This window comes from Rhizorhabdus wittichii (assembly GCF_017607425.1).
Lineage (GTDB): Bacteria > Pseudomonadota > Alphaproteobacteria > Sphingomonadales > Sphingomonadaceae > Rhizorhabdus > Rhizorhabdus wittichii.
In genome coordinates, this window is the sequence record NZ_CP059319.1 from 1,529,810 (window position 1) to 1,555,688 (window position 25,879).

The 25,879-nt window shown below is 67.6% G+C and carries 20 protein-coding genes; 6 read left to right on the forward strand and 14 right to left on the reverse strand.

The features are described 5' to 3' along the window. Positions 1 to 62 precede the first annotated feature (62 nt). Positions 63 to 1,319, reverse strand: coding sequence for an aromatic ring-hydroxylating oxygenase subunit alpha (locus HRJ34_RS07270; RefSeq protein WP_208633721.1), 1,257 nt, complete (start codon positions 1,317 to 1,319; stop codon positions 63 to 65). A gap of 84 nt (positions 1,320 to 1,403) precedes the next feature. Here HRJ34_RS07270 and HRJ34_RS07275 point away from each other — a divergent pair, with 84 nt between their 5' ends. The 5 genes from HRJ34_RS07275 (at position 1,404) to HRJ34_RS07295 (ending at position 7,435) form a co-directional block, all read left to right on the forward strand. Continuing rightward, entirely contained in the window at positions 1,404 to 2,354 is a 951-nt protein-coding gene (locus HRJ34_RS07275; RefSeq protein WP_226949089.1) for a LysR family transcriptional regulator, read from the forward strand. 85 nt (positions 2,355 to 2,439) lie between these two features. After that, on the forward strand, positions 2,440 to 3,546 hold the full coding sequence (locus tag HRJ34_RS07280; RefSeq protein ID WP_226948727.1) for a helix-turn-helix transcriptional regulator: 1,107 nt from the start codon (positions 2,440 to 2,442) through the stop codon (positions 3,544 to 3,546). Position 3,547: 1 nt separating this feature from the next. After that, a complete protein-coding gene (locus tag HRJ34_RS07285; protein ID WP_208633722.1) occupies positions 3,548 to 4,030 on the forward strand; it encodes a hypothetical protein in 483 nt (160 codons plus the stop codon). A gap of 33 nt (positions 4,031 to 4,063) precedes the next feature. Continuing rightward, a complete protein-coding gene (locus HRJ34_RS07290; protein WP_157783601.1) occupies positions 4,064 to 5,281 on the forward strand; it encodes an MFS transporter in 1,218 nt (405 codons plus the stop codon). A gap of 39 nt (positions 5,282 to 5,320) precedes the next feature. Beyond that, on the forward strand, positions 5,321 to 7,435 hold the full coding sequence (locus HRJ34_RS07295) for a CocE/NonD family hydrolase (RefSeq protein WP_208633723.1): 2,115 nt from the start codon (positions 5,321 to 5,323) through the stop codon (positions 7,433 to 7,435). Between the two features lie 9 nt (positions 7,436 to 7,444). On the opposite strand, the gene HRJ34_RS07300 is transcribed toward HRJ34_RS07295, so the two are convergent. The 4 genes from HRJ34_RS07300 to HRJ34_RS07315 are packed head-to-tail and all read right to left on the reverse strand — an operon-like array spanning position 7,445 to position 12,251. After that, positions 7,445 to 8,569: an MFS transporter gene (locus tag HRJ34_RS07300; protein WP_208633724.1), complete on the reverse strand. Its 1,125-nt coding sequence runs from the start codon at positions 8,567 to 8,569 to the stop codon at positions 7,445 to 7,447. 11 nt (positions 8,570 to 8,580) lie between these two features. After that, positions 8,581 to 9,132 carry a cupin domain-containing protein gene (locus tag HRJ34_RS07305; RefSeq protein WP_030089585.1) on the reverse strand — a complete coding sequence of 184 codons (552 nt, stop codon included), beginning with the start codon at positions 9,130 to 9,132 and terminating at the stop codon, positions 8,581 to 8,583. Next, on the reverse strand, positions 9,125 to 10,180 hold the full coding sequence (locus HRJ34_RS07310) for an aldo/keto reductase (protein ID WP_029994394.1): 1,056 nt from the start codon (positions 10,178 to 10,180) through the stop codon (positions 9,125 to 9,127). The genes HRJ34_RS07305 and HRJ34_RS07310 overlap by 8 nt, the downstream gene beginning before the upstream one ends. Positions 10,181 to 10,211: 31 nt before the next feature. Further along, positions 10,212 to 12,251, reverse strand: a complete 2,040-nt coding sequence (locus tag HRJ34_RS07315; protein ID WP_208633725.1) for a TonB-dependent receptor — start codon at positions 12,249 to 12,251, stop codon at positions 10,212 to 10,214. Positions 12,252 to 12,618: 367 nt separating this feature from the next. On the opposite strand from HRJ34_RS07315, the gene HRJ34_RS07320 reads away from it, so the two are divergent. Beyond that, on the forward strand, positions 12,619 to 13,701 hold the full coding sequence (locus HRJ34_RS07320) for a helix-turn-helix transcriptional regulator (protein WP_208633726.1): 1,083 nt from the start codon (positions 12,619 to 12,621) through the stop codon (positions 13,699 to 13,701). A gap of 55 nt (positions 13,702 to 13,756) precedes the next feature. Here HRJ34_RS07320 and HRJ34_RS07325 read toward each other — a convergent pair whose 3' ends face one another. The 9 genes from HRJ34_RS07325 to HRJ34_RS07365 all read right to left on the reverse strand — a co-directional run bounded on the left by HRJ34_RS07325 (position 13,757) and on the right by HRJ34_RS07365 (position 25,867). Next, positions 13,757 to 14,665: an alpha/beta fold hydrolase gene (locus HRJ34_RS07325; protein ID WP_208633727.1), complete on the reverse strand. Its 909-nt coding sequence runs from the start codon at positions 14,663 to 14,665 to the stop codon at positions 13,757 to 13,759. A 26-nt stretch (positions 14,666 to 14,691) separates the two neighbouring features. After that, entirely contained in the window at positions 14,692 to 16,527 is a 1,836-nt protein-coding gene (locus tag HRJ34_RS07330) for a CocE/NonD family hydrolase (protein WP_208633728.1), read from the reverse strand. 44 nt (positions 16,528 to 16,571) lie between these two features. Beyond that, positions 16,572 to 18,965, reverse strand: a complete 2,394-nt coding sequence (locus HRJ34_RS07335) for a GcvT family protein (protein ID WP_208633729.1) — start codon at positions 18,963 to 18,965, stop codon at positions 16,572 to 16,574. A 102-nt stretch (positions 18,966 to 19,067) separates the two neighbouring features. Beyond that, positions 19,068 to 19,955: a bifunctional methylenetetrahydrofolate dehydrogenase/methenyltetrahydrofolate cyclohydrolase FolD gene (folD, locus tag HRJ34_RS07340; protein WP_208633730.1), complete on the reverse strand. Its 888-nt coding sequence runs from the start codon at positions 19,953 to 19,955 to the stop codon at positions 19,068 to 19,070. A 4-nt stretch (positions 19,956 to 19,959) separates the two neighbouring features. Then, a complete protein-coding gene (gene purU, locus HRJ34_RS07345) occupies positions 19,960 to 20,811 on the reverse strand; it encodes a formyltetrahydrofolate deformylase (RefSeq protein ID WP_011951786.1) in 852 nt (283 codons plus the stop codon). A gap of 55 nt (positions 20,812 to 20,866) precedes the next feature. Continuing rightward, positions 20,867 to 21,397, reverse strand: coding sequence for a sarcosine oxidase subunit gamma (locus HRJ34_RS07350; RefSeq protein WP_208633731.1), 531 nt, complete (start codon positions 21,395 to 21,397; stop codon positions 20,867 to 20,869). Further along, positions 21,390 to 24,308: a sarcosine oxidase subunit alpha family protein gene (locus HRJ34_RS07355; RefSeq protein WP_208633732.1), complete on the reverse strand. Its 2,919-nt coding sequence runs from the start codon at positions 24,306 to 24,308 to the stop codon at positions 21,390 to 21,392. The genes HRJ34_RS07350 and HRJ34_RS07355 overlap by 8 nt, the downstream gene beginning before the upstream one ends. Then, positions 24,305 to 24,601 carry a sarcosine oxidase subunit delta gene (locus HRJ34_RS07360; protein WP_016747188.1) on the reverse strand — a complete coding sequence of 99 codons (297 nt, stop codon included), beginning with the start codon at positions 24,599 to 24,601 and terminating at the stop codon, positions 24,305 to 24,307. The genes HRJ34_RS07355 and HRJ34_RS07360 overlap by 4 nt, the downstream gene beginning before the upstream one ends. A gap of 9 nt (positions 24,602 to 24,610) precedes the next feature. Next, a complete protein-coding gene (locus HRJ34_RS07365; RefSeq protein WP_011951790.1) occupies positions 24,611 to 25,867 on the reverse strand; it encodes a sarcosine oxidase subunit beta family protein in 1,257 nt (418 codons plus the stop codon). Positions 25,868 to 25,879: the final 12 nt, after the last annotated feature.

The window sequence follows — 25,879 nt, forward strand, 5'->3', positions numbered from 1 at the left end:
TCTTCTTGCGGCCGGTCTTGGCTTTTCCGTTCAGACCATTAGCCGAGTTGGGAGCGCATCAATCATCCGACCCGACCTAATTTTGAGGGAGTCGGACGCGATCGGCCCGCGCCATCGACGGCGAGCTGCTCGCGCAGGCGATCGCAGTACCAGCTGACGAAGCGGTCGACATATTCCTCGGCCTCCGGCGAATAGGGGCCGGGGACATAGCCGGCGCCGTTGACGCCGCGCTGGTTGTTCTCGGCCAGTTCGCGGTCCTGCAGGTTGGTCTCCATCCAGACATGGGTGAGGCGGTCGAGATCATAGTCGACGCCTTCGACGGCATCCTTGTGGACGAACCACTTGGCGATGACGGTGGTCTCCATCGGCCCGGTCGGGATCGCCGAGAACATGAAGGCGTTGTCGCCCGCGGCGTGGCAGAAGCTGTTCGGCTCGGTCGCCCAGCGCAGCGTGCCGATGTCGCCGCCACAGGCCTCCACCATCGGCTTCGCCACCAGCGGCGTCCCGTCGAGCGAGAAGGACTTCGCACCGGGGTTCAGCGGGAAGCGGGCGACGTGCCACCAGTCGCCGCTGCGTGGGCCGACCTCCAGCCCGGCGGCCGCCATCCGCTCGGCATAGCGGGCGAACAGCTCCACCTCGTCCTTCTCGGTGCTGTCGGCGGCGCTGACCGGAAAGGCGATCTTCAGTTCGGGATGGCAGGCCGCGCAATGATGGCATTCGCGGCCATTCTCCATCACCAGCTTCCAGTTCGCCTTGTCGACGATGGCGATGCTGGTGGCGAGCCTGGCCTCGGCCAGCCGATGCGGCGCCAGCATCGGTTCCAGCGCCGCGCGGAACGGCGCGAAGTCGGGCGCATGGGCGGGCGAGAGGCAGACATAGACGCAGCCGCCGACGCATTCGACGCCGATCGGGTTCAGCCCGTGCCGGTCCTTGTCGAAATTGGCCGCCATCCGCGCCGCGCTCAGCAGCCGGCCGTCGGTGCCGTAGGTCCACTGGTGATAGGGGCAGACGAGGCGCGCCGCGCGGCCATGGCCGTCGGCGCAGATCTGCGCGCCGCGATGGCGGCAGCTGTTGAAGAAGCCGGCGACCGTGCCGTCCTTCTGCCGCACCAGCAGGATCGGCGAGCGGCCGATGGTGAGCGCGAGATAGCTGCCCGGCTCGGCCAGTTCGGCCTCGAACCCGACCAGCAGCCACGACCGGTGGAAGATCGCCTCCATGTCATGATCGAACAGGTCGGCGTCGCGGTAGAAGGGCTGCGGCAGGCTGTGGTGCGGCTTGCGTTCGTCGAGCAGCGCCTGGATTCGAGATGCTTCGATCATGAAAATACTCCCTGATCGAATATTGACGCGGAGGCCCCGGCGCGCGCCAATGCCAAATCACCAAGCACGGCATGGTATTTTGGAATGATCGATCGACGGCAGCTCCCCCTCAACGCCCTGCGGGCGTTCGAAGCCACCGCCCGCCGGGCCAGCTTCACCGCCGGCGCGCAGGAGTTGAGCGTCACCCAGAGCGTGATCAGCCGCCACGTCGCCAATCTGGAGGACATCATCGGCCGCAAGCTGATCGAGCGCTCGGCGCAGGGCTTCGGGCTGACGCCGGAGGGCGAGGCGCTGTTGCCGGTGGTCGAGCAGGCGTTCGACGACATCCAGGCGGCGATGAACCGGATGGGCGCATCGCGGACACTGCGGGTCCATATGCCGCCGGCCTATGCCAACGCGATCGGCATGCCGCTGCTCCGCGCCTTCCGGAAGGACCATCCCGACGTCGCGATCCGCGTCGGCAGCAGCTATGTCACCGGCTCGCCCGAGGAGAAGGTCGACGTCGCGATCCTGTTCGACCATGTCCGCGGCGACCGGCCCGACCGGCACCTGCTGCGCCGCATCCGCTTCACCCCGATGTGCGCGCCCGAAGTGGCGGCGCGCGCGGCCGACCGGCCGCTCGCCGACTTTCTCGCCGGCGAGGAGCTGCTCCACGTGCTCGTCGACGGCGAGGCCTATGACCATCTCTGGACCGAGTTCGGCGCCCGGCGCGGCATGCCGATCCCCAGCGGCCAGGGCATGACCTTCGAAAGCTTCGTCTTCGCGGCCGAATATGCCGCCGGCGGATCGAGATCGCGCTGGGGACGCCGGCGCCCCGGCCCCCCGCCCGCTGGTCGCCCCCTTCCCGACGACGTGGTCGAGCCTCGACCTCGGCTATTATCTGGTCGTCACGCCCGACGGGGCCGGCGACCCGATGGTCGACCTGTTCCGCCGCTGGATTCTCGGCCGGTCCGACGCGACCTGACCCATAAGAATCCCGGAAAACGGCCTCCAAACGCGCCCATCATAAAGCCGCTGGACAACACAATACAGTAGCGTATTCTGTTGAGCGTCGGGAGATCATGCGCTGTCGTCGGCCGCTCATCCTCTCGCCGCCCCCATGACATCAGGAGAGGTGTTGATGGACGCAATGGTGCAGTTGGATCGGTCGCCCTGTGCTCCCTTCTCGGTCCGCCAGGGCCGCCTCGGCGGCGCGGTGTTCCTCCAGGACGTGTTCGACGTGCTGGGGGACGATCCGAAGGGAGCCGTCGTCTCGCGCCTCGTCCGCCCGAACGAGACGCTGGTCGGCGCCAGCCACCAGTTCCGCACGGGGTCCGAGACCGGCCATTGCGGACTGGTCCGCCTGGCGTCGGACCTGTTCGTGCTCAACACCAACCTCTCCTTCCAGCAGGACGCGCTCTGCCCGGTCATCGGCGAGGATTTCATCGAGCTGCACTTCCGCCTGTCGGGCCGGCTCAGCCTCTATCCCGAGCGCGACGGCATCGAGACGGTCGACGTCGACAAGGGCAGCCTGCTCGTCTGGCGCCAGCCCCATGGCATGAACATCATGGAGCGGCTGCAGGCGGACGAGCGCGAAAGCTCGATGACCATCTATCTGCGGCCCTCGGCGCTCGAACGCTATTTCGGCGACTATGCCGCGACCCTGCCGGCCAATGTCGCGGTCGGGCTGGGCGCCGAGAGCAAGGGCCTCTTCTTCCTGCGCATGGCCTGCTACCCGCGCCTGATCGAGCTGGTGCGCGAGCTCTGGTCGCTCGACATCGTCCGCAGCCGCGGCCTCGTCCGCGCCGAGGCGCTGGTGATGATGATCCTGTGCGAGGTCGTCTCGATGCTGGAGGACGCGCACGACGATTCGACCAGCCTGTGCCGCCTGTCCGACACCGACGTCCGCTGCCTGCGCAAGGCCCGCGACCTGATCCGCAGCCAGTACACCCCGCCGCCGACGATCGAGGAGATCGCCCGCGCGATCGGCCTGAGCGCCACCAAGCTCAAGAGCGGCTTCAAGGCGCTGTTCGGCAAGAGCGTCTCGCAATATGCCAACGACCTGCGGATGGACCATGCGCTGGAGCTGCTGCGCAAGTCCGACATCCCGATCCTGCTGGTCGCCGAGATGCTCGGCTATGAATATCAGAACAGCTTCACGGTCGCCTTCCGGCGTCAGTTCAACGTGCTGCCCAAGGACTACCGGCGCGATCCGATGATCCTGGCCGACGCATCCAGCGCCTGTTGAGGTGGACCGGGGGGACTATCTCGACGGGCTGCGCCGGGCCTATCTCAGCGAGATCGGGGGTGCGGCCTTCGCCCGCGCCTTCGCGGCCGGCGACCGCACGCCCGTCGAACGCGAAAGCTGCGCGCTGATGGAGCGGCTCGAAACCATGACCGCGCGCATCGTCGCGCCGCTGGTGGAAACCCGGTCGGACCGCGACGCGATCGACCGGGCCGAGCGACGCGGCGAAGCGCAGGCCGAGCAGCTGGCGACATGGGCCGCCTTCATCGACCGGGCCGCGCACGGGCTGGACGACCATGTCGACGCCTTCGCCAGGCTGCGCGACGCGGCCCCGGCCGCCGACCGGCCGGCGCTCGACCTGCTCGTCGGGCACGAGATCGCCCTCCAGCGCTTCGGCGAGGCGAGCCTCGCCAGCGACCACGATCCGAACGAACCGCTCCGCCGCGCGATCGCCGCCGCCGAGCGCCACCTTTCCGCCCGACCCTGAGGGGCGGGCCCTTCTTCCTTCGAAAGCACTGCCATGACCTCTGCTTCCGCTGCCCGATCATCCGACAGCATCGCGCTCATCCTCGCCGTCGCGGTGGCGAGCGGCATCGCCCATCTCGGCACCTCGACCATGCCCTTCCAGGTCGGCGCGCTGATGGACGGGCGCGGGCTCAGCGCCAGCCTGGCCGGCGTGTTCGGCCTGTTCGAGATCGGCGCGCTGGCGATCTCGATGATCCTGCTGTCGCCGGTCGTGCACCGCTTCTCCTCGGTGACGATCTCGCTGGCCGGCGCGGCGCTCGCGGCGCTCGCCCATGCGATCATGTTCCTGATCCCGGCGACCTTGCCGCCGCTGCTCGCCTGCGCGACGCTGGCCGGCATCGGCTATGGCCTGGTGTTCGCGGCGGCGATCACCGGCGCGTCGACCGCGCGCAATCCCGACCGGGTCTATGCGCTCGGCAATGTCGGGGCGATCCTGTTCATCGTCGTGATGATGATGGTCATCCCGCTCGCCAGCGCCCGGCTCGGCGCGATGGGCGCCTTTCCGGCGATCGCGGCGCTGATCCTGGTCGTGTCGCCGGCGATGCTGCGCTTCCGGTCTCGGCCCGCCCTGCTGACGCCGCCGCCGGCGCGCGTCCTGTCGCAACCCGCCACCATCGCGCTGCTGGTGATGTGGGCCTGCTATTCGCTCGGCACCGGCGCGCTGTGGAGCTTCGCCGAACGGATCGGCACCCGCCTCGCCATCGATCCCGAGATGATCGCGACGATCCTGTCCGCCAGCACCGCCTGCGGGGTGCTGGGCAGCGTCGTCGCGGCGCTGATCGGCGGCCGCCTGCCGCGCGTGCCGGCGATGCTCGTCGGCCTTGCCGGCACCGCGCTGTCCTGCGTCCTGATGGGCTATGCGGACGGGACGGTCAGCTTCGCGCTGGGCGTGCTGACCTACTGGATCTTCTACATGTACCAATATGCGCTGTTCCTCGGCACCGCGGCGATGTTCGACGCGGAGGGGCGGCTCGGCACGCTCGGCGGCGGCTGCGAGCGGCTCGCCTTCGCGGTGGGCGCGCCGATCGGCGGGCTGATCGTCGACCATGGCTCGTTCGGCATGCTGGGCCTGCTCGGCTTCGCGAGCTGCCTCATCACCATCCCGGTCTGCATGCCGATCGTCGCCCGCACCCTGCGGCAACGGGCCGCCGCCGCGACCGACCGATCGCATGAAAGTCCCGACCGATCGACTGAATACGCGCCCGCGCCCTGACTGATAGCATCCCGCCAGGGATAAAGAGGGGACGGACCGATGACCGACGGGAAGCGCAATCAACCGACGCGGCGCGGGCTGCTCCAGGCCGCCTCGGCGGTGACGCTCGGCAGCCTGCTGCCCTGGACCGCCGAGGCCGCCTGGCCGCTGCCCGCGAAGCGTCCGGTCGAGATGACCGAGAATATCTGGGTGACGGTGCGCGACGGCACCCGGCTCGGTTGCCGCCTCTGGGTGCCGAAGGGCGCTGACAAGGCGCCGGTCGGGGTGGTGCTGGAGGCGCTGCCCTATTCGAAGCGCGACGGCACCCGCGGCCGCGATAATGCCTGGGCCGACCAATTCTGCCCCTATGGCTTCGCCTATGCCCGGCTCGACCTGCGCGGCTCGGGCGAATCGGACGGGCTGCTCCGCGACGAATATCTGGCGCAGGAACAGCAGGACATCGTCGACGCGATCGCCTTCCTCGCGCGCCAGCCCTGGTGCAACGGCTCGGTCGGCATGCGCGGGATCAGCTGGGGCGGCTTCAACAGCCTGCAGGTCGCCGCGCTCAACCCGCCCGCGCTCAAGGCGATCGTCACCGCCTGCTCGACCGACAACCGCTATATGGACGACGCCCATTATATCGGCGGCGTCCTCGGCCTCACCTGCCTTCATTGGGGGACGATGTTCCGCAACGTGCTGGTCGACGCGCCCGATCCCCGGATCGTCGGCGAACGCTGGCGCGACATGTGGATGGAGCGGCTGCGCAACCTGCCCGCGATCCATGCGAGATGGCTCGGCCACGCGACCTACGACGCCTATTGGAAGCACGGCTCGGTCGAGCAGGACTATGCCGCGATCAAGTGCGCCGTCTATGCGGTCGGTGGCCAGGTCGACGCCTATTCGGCCGCCATCCCCCGCCTGCTCGAAGGGCTGAGCGCGCCGCGCAAGGGGCTGATCGGCTCCTGGGGCCACCAGTTCCCGGACGGCGGCAACCCCGGCCCCGGCCTCGACTGGGTGATCGAGGAGGTGCGCTGGTGGGCGCATTGGCTGCACGGCGTCGACACCGGCATCATGCGCGAGCCGATGCTGCGCGCCTATGTCAACGAACGGACGCCCAGCGAGGTGTGGCCGGCCGACACGCCGGGCCATTGGGTGGCCGAGGCGCAATGGCCCTCGCCCGCGATCCGCAACCGGATCTGGCACCTCAACGAAACGGGCCTCGCCGCGCAGCCGGGCGCCGAGACGCAACGGACGATCGCTCCCCACCAGACGCTGGGCACCGCGAAGCGCGAATGGCTGCCCTTCAACATGGCGCTCGACCTGCCCGGCGAGCAGTCGCACGACGACGGCCTCGCGCTGGTGTTCGACAGCGCGCCGCTGGCCGAGGATGTCGAGATGCTCGGCATCGCCAAGGCCAGGCTGCGGATCGCCGCCGATCGCCCCGTCGCCAAGGTGGTGGTGCGGGTCAACGAGCTGCTGCCGGACGGCAAGAGCTGGTCCGTCACCTATGGCGTGCTCAACCTCACCCACCGCGAGAGCCACAGCGATCCGAGCCTGCTCGAACCCGGCAAGGCCTATGACGTGACGGTGCCCTTCGCCTATGGCGCGCACCGCTTCAAGAAAGGGAGCCGCATCCGCGTGGCGATCTCCGAGGCGCTGTGGCCGATGCTGGCGCCCTCGCCCGAGCCGGTGACGCTCGCCGTCACCACCGGCGCGTCGCGGCTCGAGCTGCCGGTTCGTCCCTATCGCGCCGGCGAGAGCGTCGGCGACCTGCCGGCGCTGCTGCGCGACCGCCAACAGTCTGCCAAGATCGGCTTCATGTCGGTCGAGGGCGAGACGATCCGGCAGACCGGCCCCGACGCCGCCGGCAAGGTGACCGTGATCCGCAACGATCCCGCGTCGCGGTTCACGATCGGCGACATCGCGACCGACCGCACCGGCCAGACCCGCATGGAGCTGAGCATCGTCGACGGCGACCCGACCAGCTCGGTCTGGCGGGTGACGGCGGGCTGGGGCTCGACGCGCGCCGACTGGGATTTCCGCACCCTCGCCACCACCGAGCTGCGGATGACCAGCCGCGAGTTCATCGTCACCGAGACGATGCAGGCCTTCGAACGCGACAAGGTGGTGTTCGAGAAGACCGAGGAGAACCGGATCGAGCGCCGCTTCTCCTGATAGGTGATGCTATCTGGATAGGCTTCGGGTCGCGAGGAAGGCCAATATCGCGACCAGAATCCATGCCAGAGCCACGATCACCGTAAGGCCGTCGAAACCCAGAATGGTGAGGCCGTAGCCTCCTATGGCGGGTCCCACCGACGATCCGATCATCGCCATGGCCAAGCCGATGGTGTTGAGCCGACCGGTCGGATCGCTGGCCGCGAAATGGCCGTTCATCGAAACGGTGTAGAAGAGAAAGCCCGCCTTGATCAGCACCACCGCGACATAGAAGCCGGCAGGCCCATCCACCCGACCGAGCAGCATCATGGCCGACGCCAGGAAAATCAGTCCGCCGGGAATGACGATCCGTCGCCCGAACATGGGAATGGCGAGCATCGTGAGCGCCGCTCCGACAAGGCCCGCGACGAAAGCGATCGAAAGCAGGCTGCCCAGGCCCTGGGCATTCACGCCGATGATCTCGCCCTTGTGCGCGAGGAAGGTCCAGACGCTGTACATCGCGACGAAGAACAGGAAATGCGCGGCGACGCCCGCAATATCGGCGGGACGGACCGGCCGATGAGCACGTTGCGGAAGCTTTTCGTTCCCACCCGCGCGCAAGGCACGAACCGCAGGCAAACATAGGATGAGGCAGGCGGCCATGGCGAGGAAGCAGCCCCGCATTCCACCGGCTTCGATCGCATGGCCGACAATCGCGTAGAAGACACAGGCATATAAGGCCAACCCGATCTCCATGATGCCGAATGTCTTGGTCGGATTGTCCCGGCCGGCCGCGGCTGCGAGCGTCGCCGCCAGCAACCAGCCGAAACCCGCGCCCGCCACGACCCGCAACACCCCCAGCAGCCATAGCGACGGAACGAAGGCGGAAAGCGCATAACCGCCTATCGCGAACAGCGCGAACGCCACATGGACGGCGGTCGAGCCGAACGCCTGGCGACGCGACGCGATCAGCATCGATAGCGCCACCGTGCCCAGTTCCAACGTGGCGAGCCAGCCCGCCACCCTTTCATCGGCGACATGAGCGCCAATGATCGCCCCCACCCACATCGGCAGCGCCAGGATGAAGGTCGATGCGAGGAAATAAGCAACGCACAGCGGCAGCAGGCCGGCGAAATCCCTGCGCAGGTCCTGCATGGCCCATGGCGTCATGCGCCGCCGCGCTCCATGCCGATCATCACCGCGGCCAGCACGCAAGGCTTGCCGGACCGGTTCGCCCAACTATGATTGACCCCCGTATCGACGATCATGTCCCCTTCCGTCAGATGGACTTCCCCCGTCTCGAGGATGAAGTCGATCTCTCCCTTCAGCACCACGATATAATCGATCGTATCGGTTCGATGCATCCCGGGATGCTCGCCCGGCCGCGCCTCGGTGCGGCTCCCGGTGCCGGAAATCGCTTCGAACATTCGCCGGACGGCATCCTCGCTTCGCCCTTCCCCTCCTTCCGGATGGGCCACCTCGATCACGAAGCGCGTCCCTCCGGCCGGAGGCTTGATGTCCGAAACCGACGCATCCACGGCGTCCCTATGGGCCGGTATCTCGTTTGCGCCCCCATCGGTGCGCCAGAGCTCGGCGATCTGAAGATAGTCCGCCGTCCCGTTGACCACGGGCACGATCCCGTCCGCCAGAACGATCGACCGCCCCTCCGCATTCTCACCGGCGACGATCCGTCGCACGCTGAAGGGTTCTTCAGACATTGCCATGCTCCAGATCCAGATTTTGCTTCATGATGCGACCATGAGGACCATCGACGATGCGTTCGAGGTCGTAGAAATCACCTGGCACACGCCGCGCGGACGCCAGCACCGCATCGATCTTCGCTCGATCGGCTTCGGTCAGCTCAAAGGAAAAGGTCTCCAGATTCCTGGAAAGATGCGCGTCGCTGCGCGCGCCTATGATGATCGCGGTAAAGGGCGCCCGCTCGATGATGAAGCGCATCGCCACGGTCGCGATATCGACACCGTGAGCATCGGCGATCGACCGCAAGGTCCGCAGCAGCAACTGAAAGATATCCCACCCGCCGAACTCGTCGATGATCAGCTTGTATTTCGTCAGCGACCGGTTTTCCGGCGGAGATCCGGGTTCGGCCATGCCGAGCCACCTGTCGCTCAGAAAACCGCCGGCGACGGTGCCGTAGCACAACAGCGCAAGGCCATGGTCCGCACAGAGCTGCGCGACGCCTTGCTCGACCCGCCGGTCGAGCAGGGAATATTGGGCCTGCATGGTCGCCGGCCGGAAGCCGGCATCGAGGATTTCCCGCAAGCGCACCGAATCGAAATTGACGAGACCGAGATGCTCGATCTTGCCCGCCCTGCGAAGCTCCTCGAGCCAATGCAGCACGTCGAGATAACGCGGGATATCCAGATCCCACCAGTGAAATTGCAGGACGTTCAACCGTTCGACGCGCAGACGCGCGATCGAGCGGTCGACGGCCGCCTCGACATCGGTCCGCCGGAGGACGGGTAACCGATCCCGATCGGGGATATATTTGGTGAGAACGGTCACCTCCGCCGCGCCGGCCTGCCGGCGATACTCGTCGAGGAAGCGGCCGATCAGTTCCTCGACCCCGATATAGACGTCGCCGCAGTCGAACGCGTCGACACCAGCTTCGACGAAACTCCGCATATCGGAGACCGCCGAGGCGAGGGATACGGCGCTGTGCCCCTCCGAAAGCTGCCAGGCACCTTTGATGAGGCGCGGGAGGGAAAACGCCTCCCGCGGGTGAAGTCTTTCCGGTCTTTTCATTGAATCACGTCTTTCAGTGGATTGATCCGGGTCAGAACCGGATGCCGACCTCGAAACCGTAGGTTCGGGGATCGCCGTAGAAATAGCCGTAGGGAGCGCCACCGGTGACGTCGGCGATCGAAGGATCGGTGAACGCATCGGTGAAATAATGCTCGTCGAACAGGTTTCGCGACCAGAGGCCCAGCGAGAGGCCGTTCTCCAGTTGCAGGGTTATGCGCGCATTGGCGATCGTGCGGCTGGGCAGCCGCAGTTGGGGCGTGTTCTGCGCATCGCGATAGAAGGGCGCGACATGCTGCACGTCCGCATTGAAGCTCAGCGTCTTGTCGCCCGGAAGCCGCAGATCATAGTTGAACGCGCCGGTGAGCGTCCATTTCGGCGAACTCGGAAGCCGGTTGCCCGTGAAGTCGCCACCGAGGACGGCCGACACGAAACGCGTATAGCGCGCATCGAGATAGGCGGCACCAGCCGTCAGCGACAGGTCACGGACCGGCCGCACGACGGTTTCGAGTTCGAAGCCCTTCGAATGGGCCCGCGCCGCGTTGGTCTTCAGGCTGGCCAGCGTCGCACCGCCGGTATCGACCACCGTCGTGACGATGATGTCCTTGTAATCATAGTAGAATCCCGAAAGGTTGAGCGTCAGGGCGCCGTCCAGGAAGCTGTTCTTCGTCCCGACCTCATAGGCGATGAGATATTCGGGATCGGTGCTTGCGAGTTGGGCCGCCGAAAAGGCCAGGCCGGCATGGCCGCCGCTGTTGAAGCCTCGCGATACACTGGCGTAGATCAGGTTGTCGCGGGTTGCCATATATTCGAGGCCGACCTTGCCCGACCAGGCATTGTAGGTTCGGTTCTCGGCATAGGACAGCGCTGGCGCCACCCCGTCGGCGAACGGATTGTCCATCCCGGTGAAGCGGTTCTCATAGGTGAACTTCTGCCGTTCGGTCGTGAAACGTCCACCTATGGTGAGGTTGAGCTTGGGCAGCAGCTTGTAGGTGGCCTGACCGAAGGCCGCGAAGTCGCGCAAGTCCTGGTGAAGGCGGAAGTTCAACGCGAAATAGTCGCTCGGATCTGGATATTGGGCGGAATTGTTCGCCCGCAGATGATCCTGATAATAATAGCCACCGATCATCCAGGTGAGGCGCCCGTCGGAATCCGATGCCAGACGAAGCTCCTGGCTGGTCTGGTGATATTTCGAACGCCAGTCGACCTGGAAATCCCCCGATGTCCCGACACCCGAGTCCGGCTCCTCCTTGCGATGGAGCTTGTTGGCGCGATAGGCGGTGATCGAGGTGAGGTTGAACCTGCCGAAATCCCTGGTCAGCTTCAGCGTGGCATTGCCGGTATCGATCCGCTCCAGCCCGAAGCCGTTATAATAGCCCTCATAGGGATTCTGGCCGAGACGGTCATGGGGTTGGCCGAACATGCCGTTGCTGTCGTTGCGGCCATAGCCCAGGGTCAGCAGCGCCTCGAAGTCCGATCCCGGCTTGTACAGCGCGGAGAAGCGGGCCGCCTGCTGGCCGACGTCGTTGAGGCGCGTATGATCGGCGAGGTTCTTCAGCGTGCCGTCACGGTCGCGCAGCACGCCGGCAAAGCGGACGGCAAGACTCTCCGTCACCGGAAGCGAAATGGCGGCTTGCGGCTCGATATAGCCGAAATTACCGCCGCGCACCGTGACATAGCCTTCGACATGGTCCTTCGGCAAAGCCGACGTCAGGCTGATCGCTCCGCCCGTGGTGTTCTTTCCGAACAATGTTCCCTGCGGCCCACGCAGGACTTCAGCATGATCGATGTCGAACATCGCGAAGCTCGAATCGATCGGCGAGCCGAGAAAGACTTCATCCGAATAGATGCCGATCGGCGACTGGTAATTCTGGGCGAAATCCGTGGCCCCGACGCCGCGAATGGCGAATTTCGTATTCGAGTTCGCGTAAGGGGAGGTCGCCTGCAAGCCCAGTGCCGCCTGGCTCAGGTCGCGCAGATTGGTGAGTCCGCGCTTGGCGACCTCGGCGCCGGTGACCGTGGAAATGGAGATGGGAACATCCTGCAGCCGCTCCTTGCGCTTCTGCGCCGTCACGACGATCTCATTTCCGATATCCGTCGCGCGGATGTCCGCTCCCGTGCCTTCCGCCTGCGCGAAAGCCGGGACGGAAAGCATCGGCAACGATGCGAGAATCGACCCGACACTACAAATAAAAAGGCGATTCTTTAATAGCTTATCTTGCATATCAATCCCCCTCTCTTGTCTTTGAGGAGAATAGCCGTCGCGCAAAATCGCGTACCAAGGTCGGTGGCGAAAAATTTAAGATTCATGCATCAATTTTGACGATTGCATGTCTTGAGGTTGACGGAGCGCAGTCTAGCCTTTTCGATGATGATCACTGGTCGACGGGTCGCGTCGACACACCTCGTGCCAGGAAGGGGCTTTCCGGGTCGACAGGATGGTGAGCTATTATCCCTCAGGGGGCGCATCAGAACCCTCCCGTCATTCGGTCCTCGAACGACGCGACTTCGTCATGCGCCGGATGCTGGGCCCCATACAGGACAGCGGGCTGGGGCATTGGGAGCAGTTGGAACTCGACCCCGAACTGACCGTGTGGAGCGTCAATGCGCCTGCGGGCTTTCAAGATGAGCTTTGCCCCTTCGAGGCGAATTTCATCGAGTTCCAGTTCCGTTTCGAAGGCACCATCGAGCGAAGGATCGGTCCGAATTCCATAAGGCTTACCGCCGGCTCGCTTTTCATTGGTCGTCAGCCTGAACAGAAAGCCGTATATAACAAGGTGCCGGGCGGCGACCGCAACGCGCATGTCACGATCTTCTGCACGCCACGCTATATCGAGCAAAAATTCGGCGACTTCCGATGCGGACTGCGCCCTCATATCGCCGATGCGCTAGGACCGGCGGCGTTGCAGCCGTTCGCGATGCGCGTGCCGCTCTATCCACGGCTGACGCGGCTGGCCCATGATCTCGCCCGATCCCACTTCACGACAACCCGCCGGCTGGTCCAGGCCGAAGGCTATGTCCTCGTGCTGATCGCGGAAATCCTCGCCATATTGGAGGCCGCACAAGACGATAGCGCGCTGCCCAGGCGGCTGTCCGATCGTGATTTCGACAAGATCCATCTCGTCCGGGAACGGTTGATCCGGGGAAGCTTTCCCTCACCCTCGCTGAAGGACCTCGCGCGGGAAGCCGGTCTCGGTTCGACGAAGCTGAAGACCGGCTTCAGGGCCCTGTTCGGCCAAAGCATCTTCGCCTTCACGCACGATCTGCGGATGTGCCATGCCCGAGACCTGCTTCGCCGAAACGACATGTCGATCGCCCGTGTGGCGGAAACCGTCGGCTACGACTATCAGCAGAGCTTCACCGTCGCGTTCGAGCGCTACTTCGGCATGTTGCCAAGCGCCTATCGCCGAAATCCCACCGCCCTGGATCAAGTCGATCAACAGGCACGCTGGGTAGCGGCCGACAATGGCATCGATCCCGACAGGATGTTCGGCGTAACGGCCGTGCGGCGTGACGGAGGCTGACGAACCGTAGACCGAGGAGAACCGGATCGAGCGCCGCTTCTCCTGATCGATCGCGCTACTGATCGAGGAAGCGCTCGACCACCAGTTCGAACCGGTCGGGCTCCTCTTCGAACGGCTGGTGGCCGCTATGCTCGAAATAGTCGAGCGTCGCGCCGGGGATCGCCTTGCTGATCGCATAGGCGACCGTCGGCGCGACATTGGCGTCGAAGCGGCCGTTGATCACCAGCGTCGGCACGTGGAGCGCATGGAGCCTGGGGAAGAGGTCGAGCTTCATCGCGTCGAGCATGACCGCGGTGCAGACCTCCTGCGAGAAGGCGCTGTTGTCCTCGGCGGCCAGGCGCGGCTGGTTGCGCTGGTCGTAATAGGCCATCCGCCCATAATCCTCGAGGCTGTCGGCCTTGCATCCCATCTTCGCCGCCGGGCTGTCGTCGGGCACCTGCCGGGCCGCGATCTCGGGATAGAGCTTGTCGAACAGATATTCGTGCGCCGCGATCTTCGGAGCGCCCGACCCGACCAGGACGAGGCGGGAGACATGGTCGGGATGGCGTGTCGCATAGGCCATCGACAGCAGCCCGCCCCAGCTATGGCCGAGCAGCGCGATCTTCGGAACGCCGAGCCTGACCCGCAGCGCTTCCAGGTCGGCGACCATCATGTCGACCGTGAACCGGTCGACGGCGATGGTCGAGGTGGTGCGTCCCATGCCGCGCTGGTCGTAGAAGACGACCGGGCGGCGCTTCGACAAGCCTTCCCAGACCGGGCTGCCATGGAAATAGCGATGGTCGAGCCCCGGCCCGCCATTGACCAGCACCAGCGGCGGCTGGTCGCCGCCGCCGATCATCTCATAATGGAGCCTACCGCCCTCGATCGGCGCGGTGAACGCCTTCGCCGTGTCGGCGGCGACGGCCTCGCCGGTCATCGCGACCTGCATCAGGCCCGCCAGTATCGCCCTTCCGGTTCCTCTCATTGTTCCTTCCCCTTTCGTCGTTGGCATCAGGGCACCACCGGCAGTTCGATGAACGAGGCGCGATCCTTGTCGTGATAGAGGGTGGTGCTGGCGGTCACCGGCTCGCGCTGCTCATGGTTCGCGCCGCCCCGGTGCATGTTCCGCTCATATTGCGGGAAGTTGCTGCCGGCGATCTCGATGCGCAGGCGGTGGCCGGGCGCGAAATGCGAAGCGGCGACGATCTGCTTCAGCTCGACCTTGTAGACGCGGCCGGCCTCCATCGGCGCCTCGCGGTCGATCCCGTCGCGATAGCGCAGCCGCTGGATCGTGTCGTAGATGTTGTACGCCTTGCCGTCGGGATAGACGTCGACCAGCTTCACCGCGACGTCGGCGTCGGGCGTCGAGGTCGACAGATAGAGCGTGGCGTTGACATAACCCGCGACCTTCAATGTCCTGTCGAACGGCGCGGTCGTGTAGACGAGCACGTCGTCGCGCCGCTCGATCGCGCTCTGGTCGCGCGAGACGTTGCGGTCGCAGCAGCCGCCGCCATGGGTCGGCACGGGGTTCAGCGGATCGCTGGCGAAGCGGTCGGGCGCGCCCCTGCCCGGCCGGTCGACCAGCTTGCCGCCGCCGGCCAGCCCGTTCGCGTCGCCCGCGCTGTCGAGGAACAGGCGGCGCGGCGTCGAGCGCGGCGGCCACGCCTTGTCGCTCACCCAGCGGTTCGCTTCGAGCGGGTAATATTGGACGCGCGGCATCGCCAGCTCGCCCTTGCCGTCGTCCTTCAGCCAATGGTCGAACCAGCGCACGACCTGCCCTTCATAGTCGAAGCGGGCGTCGCCGATTGGCCGCTCGCCGACCATCGTCTTCTCGGTCTCGGTCCCCATCGAGCAATGCGCGGTGCCGCCGAGGATCAGATATTGGTCCGGCGAATTGCGCGAGAGATATTCGAAGGCCTTGGCGGTGGGATAGACCTCGATCGTGTCGTACCAGCTGTCGACGTGCAGCATCGGCACCCGCGTGCTGTCGCCGGTGTTGAGGAAGTCATATTCGCGCCAGCGCGGATCGTTCGGCTTCATCGCGATCATCCGGTCGAACTCGGACTCGGGCGATCCGGTCCCCTTCAATACGTCGCGGCTCGGCAGATGCTTCGCCCAGTCCCATCCTTCGGGGGCGACGGCCGCCGCCGAATAGGTGGCGATCAGCGCCTCGCGCTCCTGCTGCGAGATGCCGGCCGGCAGCTTGGGGTGATGGAGATGGCCCTGGGTGCGATACCAATAGGCCCAGTCGAACGACGGCACCCCGCCGGTGTAGAAGATGCCCTGGTCGGCATAGCCGGGGATGACGCCGATGCCGGTGGCGGCCGCCATCGCCACCATCGCCTTCAGGCCGGGCGGATTGCGCTTGGCGAGGGCGAACTGCACCTCGCCGCTCGACGAGCAGCCATAGGCGCCGACCTTGCCGTTCGACCAGGGCTGCGCCGTCACCCATTTGACGCTGTCCTCGCCGTCGTCGGCGGCGCCCTTCATCCAGTGATATTCGCCCTCCGACCATTGGGTGCCGCGCGCGTTGACGACGACGATCGCATAGCCGGCATGAACGAGGCGAGAGACGGTCGCGCCGCCCAGCTCCCAGGACGGATCATAAGGCGACTGGATCAGGATCGTCGGCAGCCGCTCGCCGGCGGGCCGGTTCGGGGTGACGAGGGTGGCGAACAGCCGCGTGCCGTCGCGCAGCGTGACCGGAACACCGCGCTGCACGGTCGCGGCGCCGCGAACCTTCATCAGGTCGAGCAGGTCGACAGGCGCCTGCGGGGCCGCCGCCGGGGCGGTGCCCGACAGCAGGGCGACCAGTGCGAGGGCCGCAGCCCAGGATCGACGACGCATGATGACCTCCCCTGTTGCGGCGGCATGGGCCGCCTCCCGACATCTCAGCCCTTCGGAAAGGGCAACGGTACGATGTGCGCCGGCCGCCGCTCGCCCAGCACCGACACTTCGAGCGCGGCCCCCTCGGCTCGCCCGGCGGCGTCCAGGAAGGCCATCGCCATCGCATAACCCACCGTATGGCCGTAATAGCCCGAGCTGGTCGCGCCGACATAGGCGTCGCCCACCCATACCGGCTCCTCGCCGGCCGGATCGGCGTCGACCGTGTCGACGCGCAGCGCGACGAGCCGGTATTCGGGCTCGCCGTCGAGCGAAGCGAGCGCCGCCGCGCAGCCGATATAGTCGTCGCGCGTCCGGTCGAGCAGTTCGCCATAGCCGCACTCGGCGACCGTGTGGTCCTGCGACATCTCGCGCAGGGTGGTGCCCGGGGCATGCTCCATGACCAGCGTGCTGAACGCGCGGATGCCGATGTCGCGGACGCCCATCCCGGCGCCCGCCGCCATGATCTGACGGTAGAGCGGATAGAGGTGGACGGTGGGCGTATAGAGCTCGAAGCCCATCTCGCCGATCCGGTCGGAGGCGAGGACGTGGCAGGGCGCGTAGCCGATCGCCGCCTCGGTCAGCTCGCCCGGCGCGACGGCGCTGCCGATGCGATGATGGGTGCTCAGCGCATCGATCATCGCGGCGGCGCGCGGGCCGGCGACGAACAGCCCGCCCAGCTCGTCGGTGACGTTGCGCAACGCGACGTCGAGGCCGCGCCCATGCTCCTCGAACCAGCGCATGTAGATCGCCTGCATGAAGGTCGGCGCGGTCAACAGATAGCGGTCTCCGGCCAGCCGGCTGACGTTGAGGTCGCCGATGATCCGGCCGACCTTCGACAGCAGCAGCGCCGGCAGGGTGCGGCCGACCGCCGGCAGCGGCGACGCGATCACCTTGCGCAGGAAGGCTTCCGCCCCCGGCCCGTCGACCTGGAATTTCGACACCGCCGACATGTCGACCACGCCGACCGAGGCCCGGACCGCGCGGCATTCCTCGCCGATGATCGCGAAGGCGTTCGACCGGCGGAAGGTCGGCGTCTCCTCGAACGGCGCGCCGGGCGGCGCGAAATAGGCCGGCGCCTCGAAGCCGAAGCTGCTCATGAACACAGCGCCCTTCGCCTCGTGCGCCGCATAGAGCGGCGAGGTCTTGAGCGGGCGGCCGACCGGCCAGATCTCGTTGGGATAGGGGATGTCGAAGCGGCGGCCGTAGAATTCCCGCGCGCGGGCGATCGTCACCGGCTCGGGGAGCCTGGGGTCGAAGCGGGCGATGTCCATGCCGTGGACGTCGATCGACGGCTGGCCGTCGATGATCCATTCGGCGAGCGACCGGCCGATGCCGCCGCCCTGGACGAACCCCGCCATGATCCCGCAGGCGACCCAGTAATTGGGCAGGCCGGCGATCGGGCCGACCAGCGGATTGCCGTCGGGCGAGAAGGTGAAGGGGCCGTTGACGATGCGCTTGATCCCGGCATTGGCGATCGCGGGATAGCGCTCGAACCCGCGCGTCAGGTCCTCGCCGAGCCGGTCGAGGTCGGGGATGAGCAGCTCGTTCTCGGCATAATCCCACGGCGTCCCCGCCACCGCCCACGGCACCGCGTCACGCTCATAGACGCCGAGCAGCATGCCGTCATGCTCCTGCCGCAGGTAGAGCCCGCTGTCGAGATCGGCGACCGACGGCATCTCCGGCCTGCCCTTCAGCTCGGGCAGGTCGTCGGTGATCAGGTAGTGATGCTCCATCGGCACCAGCGGCAGATCGACCCCGGCCATCCGGCCGACCTCGCGCGCCCAGAGGCCGGCGGCGTTGACGACATGCTCGGCGACGATCGTCCCCTTGTCGGTCCGCACCTCCCACTCGCCGGTCGGCCGGCGCGCCAGACCCTCGACCATGGTGTGGCGGTGGATCGTCGCGCCCGCCGCCCGCGCCGCGCCGGCATAGGCATAGGTCGCGCCCGAGGGATCGAGATAGCCTTCGAGCGGATCGTAGATCGCGCCGATCACGTCCTTCATCTCCATGATCGGGACGAGCTTCGCGATCTCCGCCGGGCCGAGCAGTTCGGACTCGATCCCCAGCACATGGTGGCGGGCATGTTCGGCGCGCAGGAATTCCCAGCGCTGCTCGGTCGCCGCGACCAGCAGCCCGCCGACATAATGGGCGCCGACGTCCTGCCCCGAAAGCTCCTGGATCTCGCGGTAGATGCCGCAGGTATAGGCCTGGAGCCGGGCGACGTTGGCGTTGCCGTTGATGGTGTGGAAGCCGCCCGCCGCGTGCCAGGTCGATCCCGCCGTCAGCTCCTTGCGTTCGAGCAGCACCACGTCGGTCCATCCCTGCTTGGTGAGATGGTAGAGGATGCTGCAGCCGATCACGCCGCCGCCTATGATCACAACCCGCGCCTGCTGCTGCATCGCTCGAACGTCCAACCTCCGACAGGAATCGATGTCGCCCTGCCCCGTGCAGGTCCCTTCCCGGCCAGGAATAGCCCTATGAAAGCGCGGGACCAGAGGCGGTCAGGCGCCTTTTTTAGGCGAAGCGTCCGCCCTCTGCTGCCGGCGCGCGGCGACCAGCGTGTTGCGCAGCAGGCAGGCGACCGTCATCGGCCCGACCCCACCGGGAACCGGCGTGATCGCCGCCGCATGGCCCAGCTCGTCGAACGCGGCGTCGCCGACCAGCCGGCTGTCCTTGCCCGGTTCGCCGATGCGGTTGATCCCGACGTCGATCACCACCGCGCCGGGCCGGACCCAGTCGCCGCGCACCAGCCCCGGGCTCCCGGCCGCGACCACGACGATGTCGGCGGTGCGGACGATGTCGGGCAGGTTGCGGGTCAGGATATGCGTCACCGTCACCGTGCACTCGCGTTCGAGCAGCAGCATCGCCACCGGCTTGCCGACGATGTTCGACTTGCCGATGACGACCGCCTTCAGCCCCCGGAAATCGTCGATCACCGTTTCCAGCAGCAACATGCAGCCGAGCGGCGTGCAGGGTACCAGCCCGTCGGTGCCGATCGACAGCCGGCCGACATTGACCGGATGGAAGCCGTCGACGTCCTTGAGCGGGTCGATCGCGTCGAGTACCCGATCGGCGCGAATGTGGCGCGGCAGCGGAAGCTGGACGAGGATGCCGTGGACCTCGTCGTCGCGGTTGAGCCGTTCGATCAGGCCGAGCAGGTCCGCCTCGCCCGTCCCGGCGGGCAGCCGGTGCTCGAACGAACGGATGCCCGCCTGGCGGGTCTGGGCGATCTTGCGGCCGACATAGACCAGGCTCGCCGGGTCCTCGCCGACCAGCACGACGGCCAGCCCCGGCGCGGCCCCGCCCTCTGCCGTCAGCGCCGCGACGCCGGCCGCGACCTCGGCCCGGATCGCCGCCGCGATCGCCTTGCCGTCGATGGTGGCGGCCATCGGATCAGTCCGTGAAGACCACGGTCTTGGCGCCGTTGAGCAGCACCCGGTCGGCCAGATGGTGGCGCACCGCCCGCGCCAGCACGCGCCGCTCGATGTCGCGGCCCTTGCGCACCAGCGCCTCGGGCGAGTCCGCATGGCTGATCTGCTCGACGTCCTGGGCGATGATCGGCCCTTCGTCGAGGTCGGCGGTGACGTAATGGGCGGTCGCGCCGATCATCTTCACGCCGCGCGCATGCGCCTGGTGATAAGGCTTGGCGCCCTTGAAGCCGGGCAGGAAGCTGTGATGGATGTTGATGCAGCGCCCCGCCAGGAAGGCGGCGAGGTCGTCCGACAATATCTGCATGTAGCGCGCGAGCACGATCAGCTCGGCGCCGGTCTCGTCGACCAGCGCCTTGATCCGCGCTTCCTGCTCGGCCTTGCTGTCGCGGGTGATCGGGAAATGGTGGAAGGGCGCGTCGCCGAGGTCGCCATAGGTTTCGCGCGGGTGGTTGGAGACGATCCCGACCACCTCCATGTTCAGCTCGCCGATGCGGTTGCGGTAGAGCAGGTCGACCAGGCAATGGTCGAACTTCGACGCGAGCAGCAGCACCTTGCGCCGCTGGTCGCGCGGGCGGATCGCCCAGTGCATGTCGTAATGGCGCGCGACCGGCGTGAAGGTGTCGCGCACCACGTCCAATGTCACGCCCTCGGGCACGGTGAACACCACCCGCATGAAGAAGCGGCCGGTCTCCCTGTCCTCGAACTGGGCGGCTTCGACGATGTTGGCGCGGTAGCTGTACAGCTCGGCGGTGACGCGGGTGACGATCCCCGGCTGGTCGGGGCAGGACAGAGTCAGGACATAGGCGGCGGTCATGGCAACCCTTCGATGATCGGGATGATGGGAAGGAAGGCGGCGGCGGGCCGTGGCTTCAGCCGAACTCGACGACCGCGTCGCCGAACCAGCGGCGGAGATAGTCGCGGAGGCTGACGTCGAAGATCAGCCGGAAGCCGTCGAGGCCCGGCGGGCGATCGACGATCGCGTTGACCTGCGCGAACAGCGTCATCGCCGACATCGCCTCGGTGAACAGAGCCGGATGCAGGTCGATCGACGTCGCCTTGGCCAGCAGCTCGGCGGCGTCGGGGCCGGTCGCCTCGAACATGCAGCGCCCGTCGCCGACGCCGACGCACAGCGCCGCAGCGGCGTCGGTCGCCGCCGCCTCGATCGCCGCGTTCGATGCGGTATCGCCGAGGATCAGCCATTCGTCGGGGCCGATCCAGATCACCCGCGCGGCGCCGTCGGCAATGCGGTTGGGGACGGTCGGCAACGTCGTGCCGATCAGCGCGCCGATCCGTGCGAGGTCGTCCGCCGAAGGCCGCCGCAGCCGCAGCGTGGCGATCGACCCGGGCGCGCGTTCGCGCACCGCGACCGTCGCGGCGGCCGCCTTCCAGATGTCAGCCATTGAGCCGCGCTCCTTCGGGATCGTAGAGGGTGGGTTGGACGATCGTGGCGGTCAGCCGGCGCCCCTCATGCTCCAGCGCGACCGTCTCCCCGATCCGGCCGGTGCCGCCATGGACGAGCGCCAGCGCGACGCCCCGGCCGAACACCGGGCTATGGACGCTCGACGTGACGAAGCCGTCGCTGGCGCGATCCGCCCCCTCGCCACGAACCAGATGCGCGCCGATCGGCAGCGGCTCGCCGCCCTCCGCGCGCAGCCCGACGAGCTGGAGCCGCGCCGGGTCCTGGTGCAGCGCGAGCATCAGCGAACGCTTGCCGGCGAAGTCGCCCTTGCGCCGCAGGACATGGTCCCAGCCGATGTTGAGCGGCGTCGTGGTCCCGTCCGTATCGGCGCCGATGTGCAGATAGCCCTTTTCGAGGCGCAGCAGGTTCCACGCGTCGATGCCGATCGGGGCCAGCCCATATCGGCCGCCGAGCCGCATCAGCACGTCCCATAGCTCGGCGGTGCGGCCGGTCGGCACGTTGATCTCGTAGGAGGTCTCGCCGGTGTAGCTCACCCGCATCACCCGCGCCTCGATCCCCGCGACGGTGCCGGCCTGGAAGCTCATGTGCGGGAAGGCCTCGGCCCCCAGCGGGAAGCTCGCCCCCGCCTCGGCGAGCAGGTCGCGGGCGCGCGGGCCGGTGAGCGTCACCACCGACCAGTTCGTCGTCACGGGGGCGACCAGCACGTCATGGTCGACGAACTCGCACTGGAGCCATTCCTCCAGCCAGGCGGCGATCCGGTCCGCGCCGGCGCTCGACGCGCCGACCAGGAAATGATCCTCGCCCAGCCGGACGCAGACGCCGTCGTCGATGACGACTCCCAGCTCGTTGAGCATCAACCCGTAGCGGACCTTGCCGACCTTCAGCGTCGACATCGTATTGGCATAGATGAAGTCGAGCAGCTTGCCCGCGTCGGGGCCGCGCACCTCGATCTTGCCGAGCGGCGAGCCGTCGAAGATGCCGACCCCGTCGCGCACCGCCCGCGCCTCGCGCTGCTCGGCCTCGAACCGGCTCTCGCCAGCGCGGGGATAGGCCGACGGGCGGAGCCAGCCATAATCCTCCATGATCGCTCCCAGTGCGACATGGCGGTCGTGCAAGGCCAGCCGCCGCAGCGGCCGCAGCAATTCGCCATGGGCGCGGCCGGCGAAGGCGCCGAGCGCGACCGGCACGAAGGGGAAGCGGAAGCGCGTCGTCCCGGTCTCGGCGATGCCCTGCCCGGTCAGCCCGGCCATGATCGCCAGCGCGTTGACGTTGGAGGTCTTGCCCTGGTCGGACGCCATGCCGAGCGTGGTGTAGCGCTTGAGATGCTCGACCGAGCGGAAGCTCTCGCGCGCGGCAAGGCCGATATCGTCGGCGCCGACGTCGTTCTGCATGTCGACGAAGGCCTTGCCCGGCGCGTCGATCCGCCAGCAGGCGGTGACGGCCGGCGCCGGATGCGCGTCGGTGGCGCGCGGCGCGGCGCCGTCGCCCGTTCCGGCGGCATGGCCGCTCGCCAGCGCCTCGCCCAGCGTCCGCAGCCCGGCGGCGGCGCCGACCGACCGTTCGTTCTGCACCGACCGGGCGGGGCGGAAGGCGGCCAGTTCCTCGTCGAAGGCGAGTTGCCCGCCCGACTGGGAGAAGAGGCCGACATTTGGGTTGCTGCCGCCCGACATCGCCAGCAGGTCGCAGACGAGGCGCAGCGTGCCGCCGTCCGCCCGGCGCACCGTGACGCCGCGCAGCGCCTTCGCCCCCTGTGTCGCCACCACCGACGCGCCGCGCAGCAACGGGATGCCGAGCGTCTCGACCGAGGCGGCGACCGCCGGGTCGACGTCGGCCCGCGTGTCGACCACCGCCACCACCGTGCCCCCGGCGGCCCGGAAGGCGACGGCGGTGCGATAGGCTTCGTCATTGTTGGTGAAGATCACCGCCCGGTCCCCGGAGCGGACGCCGTAGCGCGCCAGATAATGGCGCACCGCGCTCGCCAGCATGACGCCGGGCCGGTCGTTGCCGGGGAACACCAGCGGCCGCTCGATCGCGCCGGTGGCGAGAACCACCCTGCCCGCCCGCACCTGCCATTGCCGGTAGCGCGGCAGGTGCGCCGGGGCGGCGGGATCGTCGCCCGACACCGCTTCGATCATCGCCAGCGCGTCATGGTCGAAATAGCCGGTGACGGCGGTGCTCGGCAGGATGCGGACGTTCGGCATCGCGGCCAGCGCCGCGATCGTCGCGTCGGCCCAGCGATCGGTGGCCAGGCCGTCGATCTCGCCGCCCTCCCAGCGCAGCCGCCCGCCCAGCACATGATCCTGCTCGGCGAGGATCACCCGCGCGCCGCCGTCCGCCGCCGCCCGCGCCGCGGCGAGGCCGGCCGGGCCCGATCCGACCACCAGCAGGTCGCAATGGGCGAAGCGGTTCTCGTAGCGGTCGGGATCGGCGGCCTTGGGCGCCTTGCCGAGGCCGGCCGCCCACCGGATCACGCCCTCATAGACGTGCCAGTGCGGCCACATGAAGGTCTTGTAGTAGAAGCCCGCCGCCAGGAAGCGCGACAGCAGGTTGTTCACCCCGCCGACGTCGAAACGGACGCTCGGCCAGCAATTGACCGCCCTCGCCTCCAGCCCGTCGTGCAGCCTGATCTCGGTGGCGCGCAGGTTGGGCGCGGTGCGCGCGCCAATGCCGAGCTGCATCAGCGCGTTGGATTCCTCCGGCCCGAACCCCAATATCCCGCGCGGGCGGTGATATTTGAACGAGCGGCCGACCAGCCGGACGCCGTTGGCGAGCAATGCGGAGGCGAGCGTGTCGCCGGCATAGCCGCGATAGTCGCGCCCCTCGAAGCGGAAGGACAGCGGCCGGCCGCGATCGACCAGCCCGCCAGCGGCGAGGCGGAAAGGCTGGCTCATCGCGCGCTCCCCTCATCGTCGATCGCGGGCGGCTGTTCGATCATGTGATAGACCGCGCGGATGCGGTGGGTCGCGGTGTCGCGCGCGACGTTGAACCAGCGGCGGCAGCCGGCGGCGTGCAGCCAGCGTTCGAGATGGTCCCCGCGCGGGTTGATCTTCTCGCTCAGATAGCGGCCCCAGGTCGCGTCATCGACCGCCTCGGGCGGGCCGGGGCGGATGATATGGCTCTGGCCGCCGCAGCGGAATTCGATCTCGTCGCGGGGACCGCACCAGGGGCAGGAGATTTGCAGCATGATCGATCCTCAGTGCGCGATGCCGGAGCCGGCGGCTTCGTCGATGAGCGCGCCGGTGGTGAAGCGTTCGAGCGAGAAGGGCTCGGCCAGTTCGTGCGGCGTCAGCGTGGCGAGCTGGTGGGCCAGCATCGTGCCGCCGACCGGGATCGCCTTGAACCCGCCGGTGCCCCAGCCGCAGTCGAGGAACAGCCCCGGCACCGGCGACGCGCCGATGATCGGGCTGCTGTCGGGGACGACGTCGACGATGCCGGCCCATTGCCGCAGCAACCGGACCCGGCCGAGCGCCGGATATTGCGCCGCGACCGCGCCCAGCACGTTGCGGATCACCGGCATGTTGCCGCGCTGCGCATAGGAGGGATAGAGGTCCAGCCCGCCGCCGATGACGAGGCCGCCCTTGTCGGACTGGCTCATATAGACCCCGGTCGCGGGCGACAGGATGACGGTGTCGAGCACCGGCTTGAGCGGTTCCGACACGAAGGCCTGCAACGCATAGCTGGTGATCGGCAGGCGGAAGCCGGCCATCTCGGCGAGCCGGCTCGAATGGCCGGCGACCGCGACGCCGATCCGCGTCGTCGCGATCGGCCCGCGCGAGGTCTCGACCCCGGTCACCGCGCCGTCGGCGCCGCGCCGGAAGCCGGTCACCTCGCAATTCTGGATGATGTCGACGCCCAGCGCATCGGCGGCGCGGGCATAGCCCCACACCACCGCGTCGTGCCGCGCGGTGCCCGCCCGCTTCTGGAGCAGTCCGCCGAACACCGGGAAGCGCGCCTCGGGCGACATGTCGAGGATCGGTACGCGCCGGGCGATCTCGGCCGGCGTCAGGAAGTCCGCGTCCACCCCGTTCAGCCGCATCGCGCCGGCCTGCCGATGCGCCAACTCGACATCGTGCGGGCTGTGGGCCAGCGAGATCATGCCGCGCTGGCTGAACATCACATTATAGTTCAGCTCCTTCGACAGCCTCTCGTAGAGCTTGAGCGAATGCTCGTACATCCGGGCGCTGGCGCGGTAATAATAGTTGGACCGGATCGCCGTGGTGTTGCGGCCGCTGTTGCCGCCGCCGATCCAGCCCTTCTCCAACACCGCGACGCGGCGGATGCCGTAGGTCCTGGCCAGATAATAGGCCGTCGCCAGCCCATGGCCGCCGCCGCCGATGACGACGACCTCATAGTCCGGCTTCGGGTCGGGCGACCGCCAGGCAGGCTTCCAGCCGCGCTGGCCGCCCAGCCCCTGTTTGAAAACCGTCCACGCCGAATAGCGCATCTTCATCTCTCATAAATA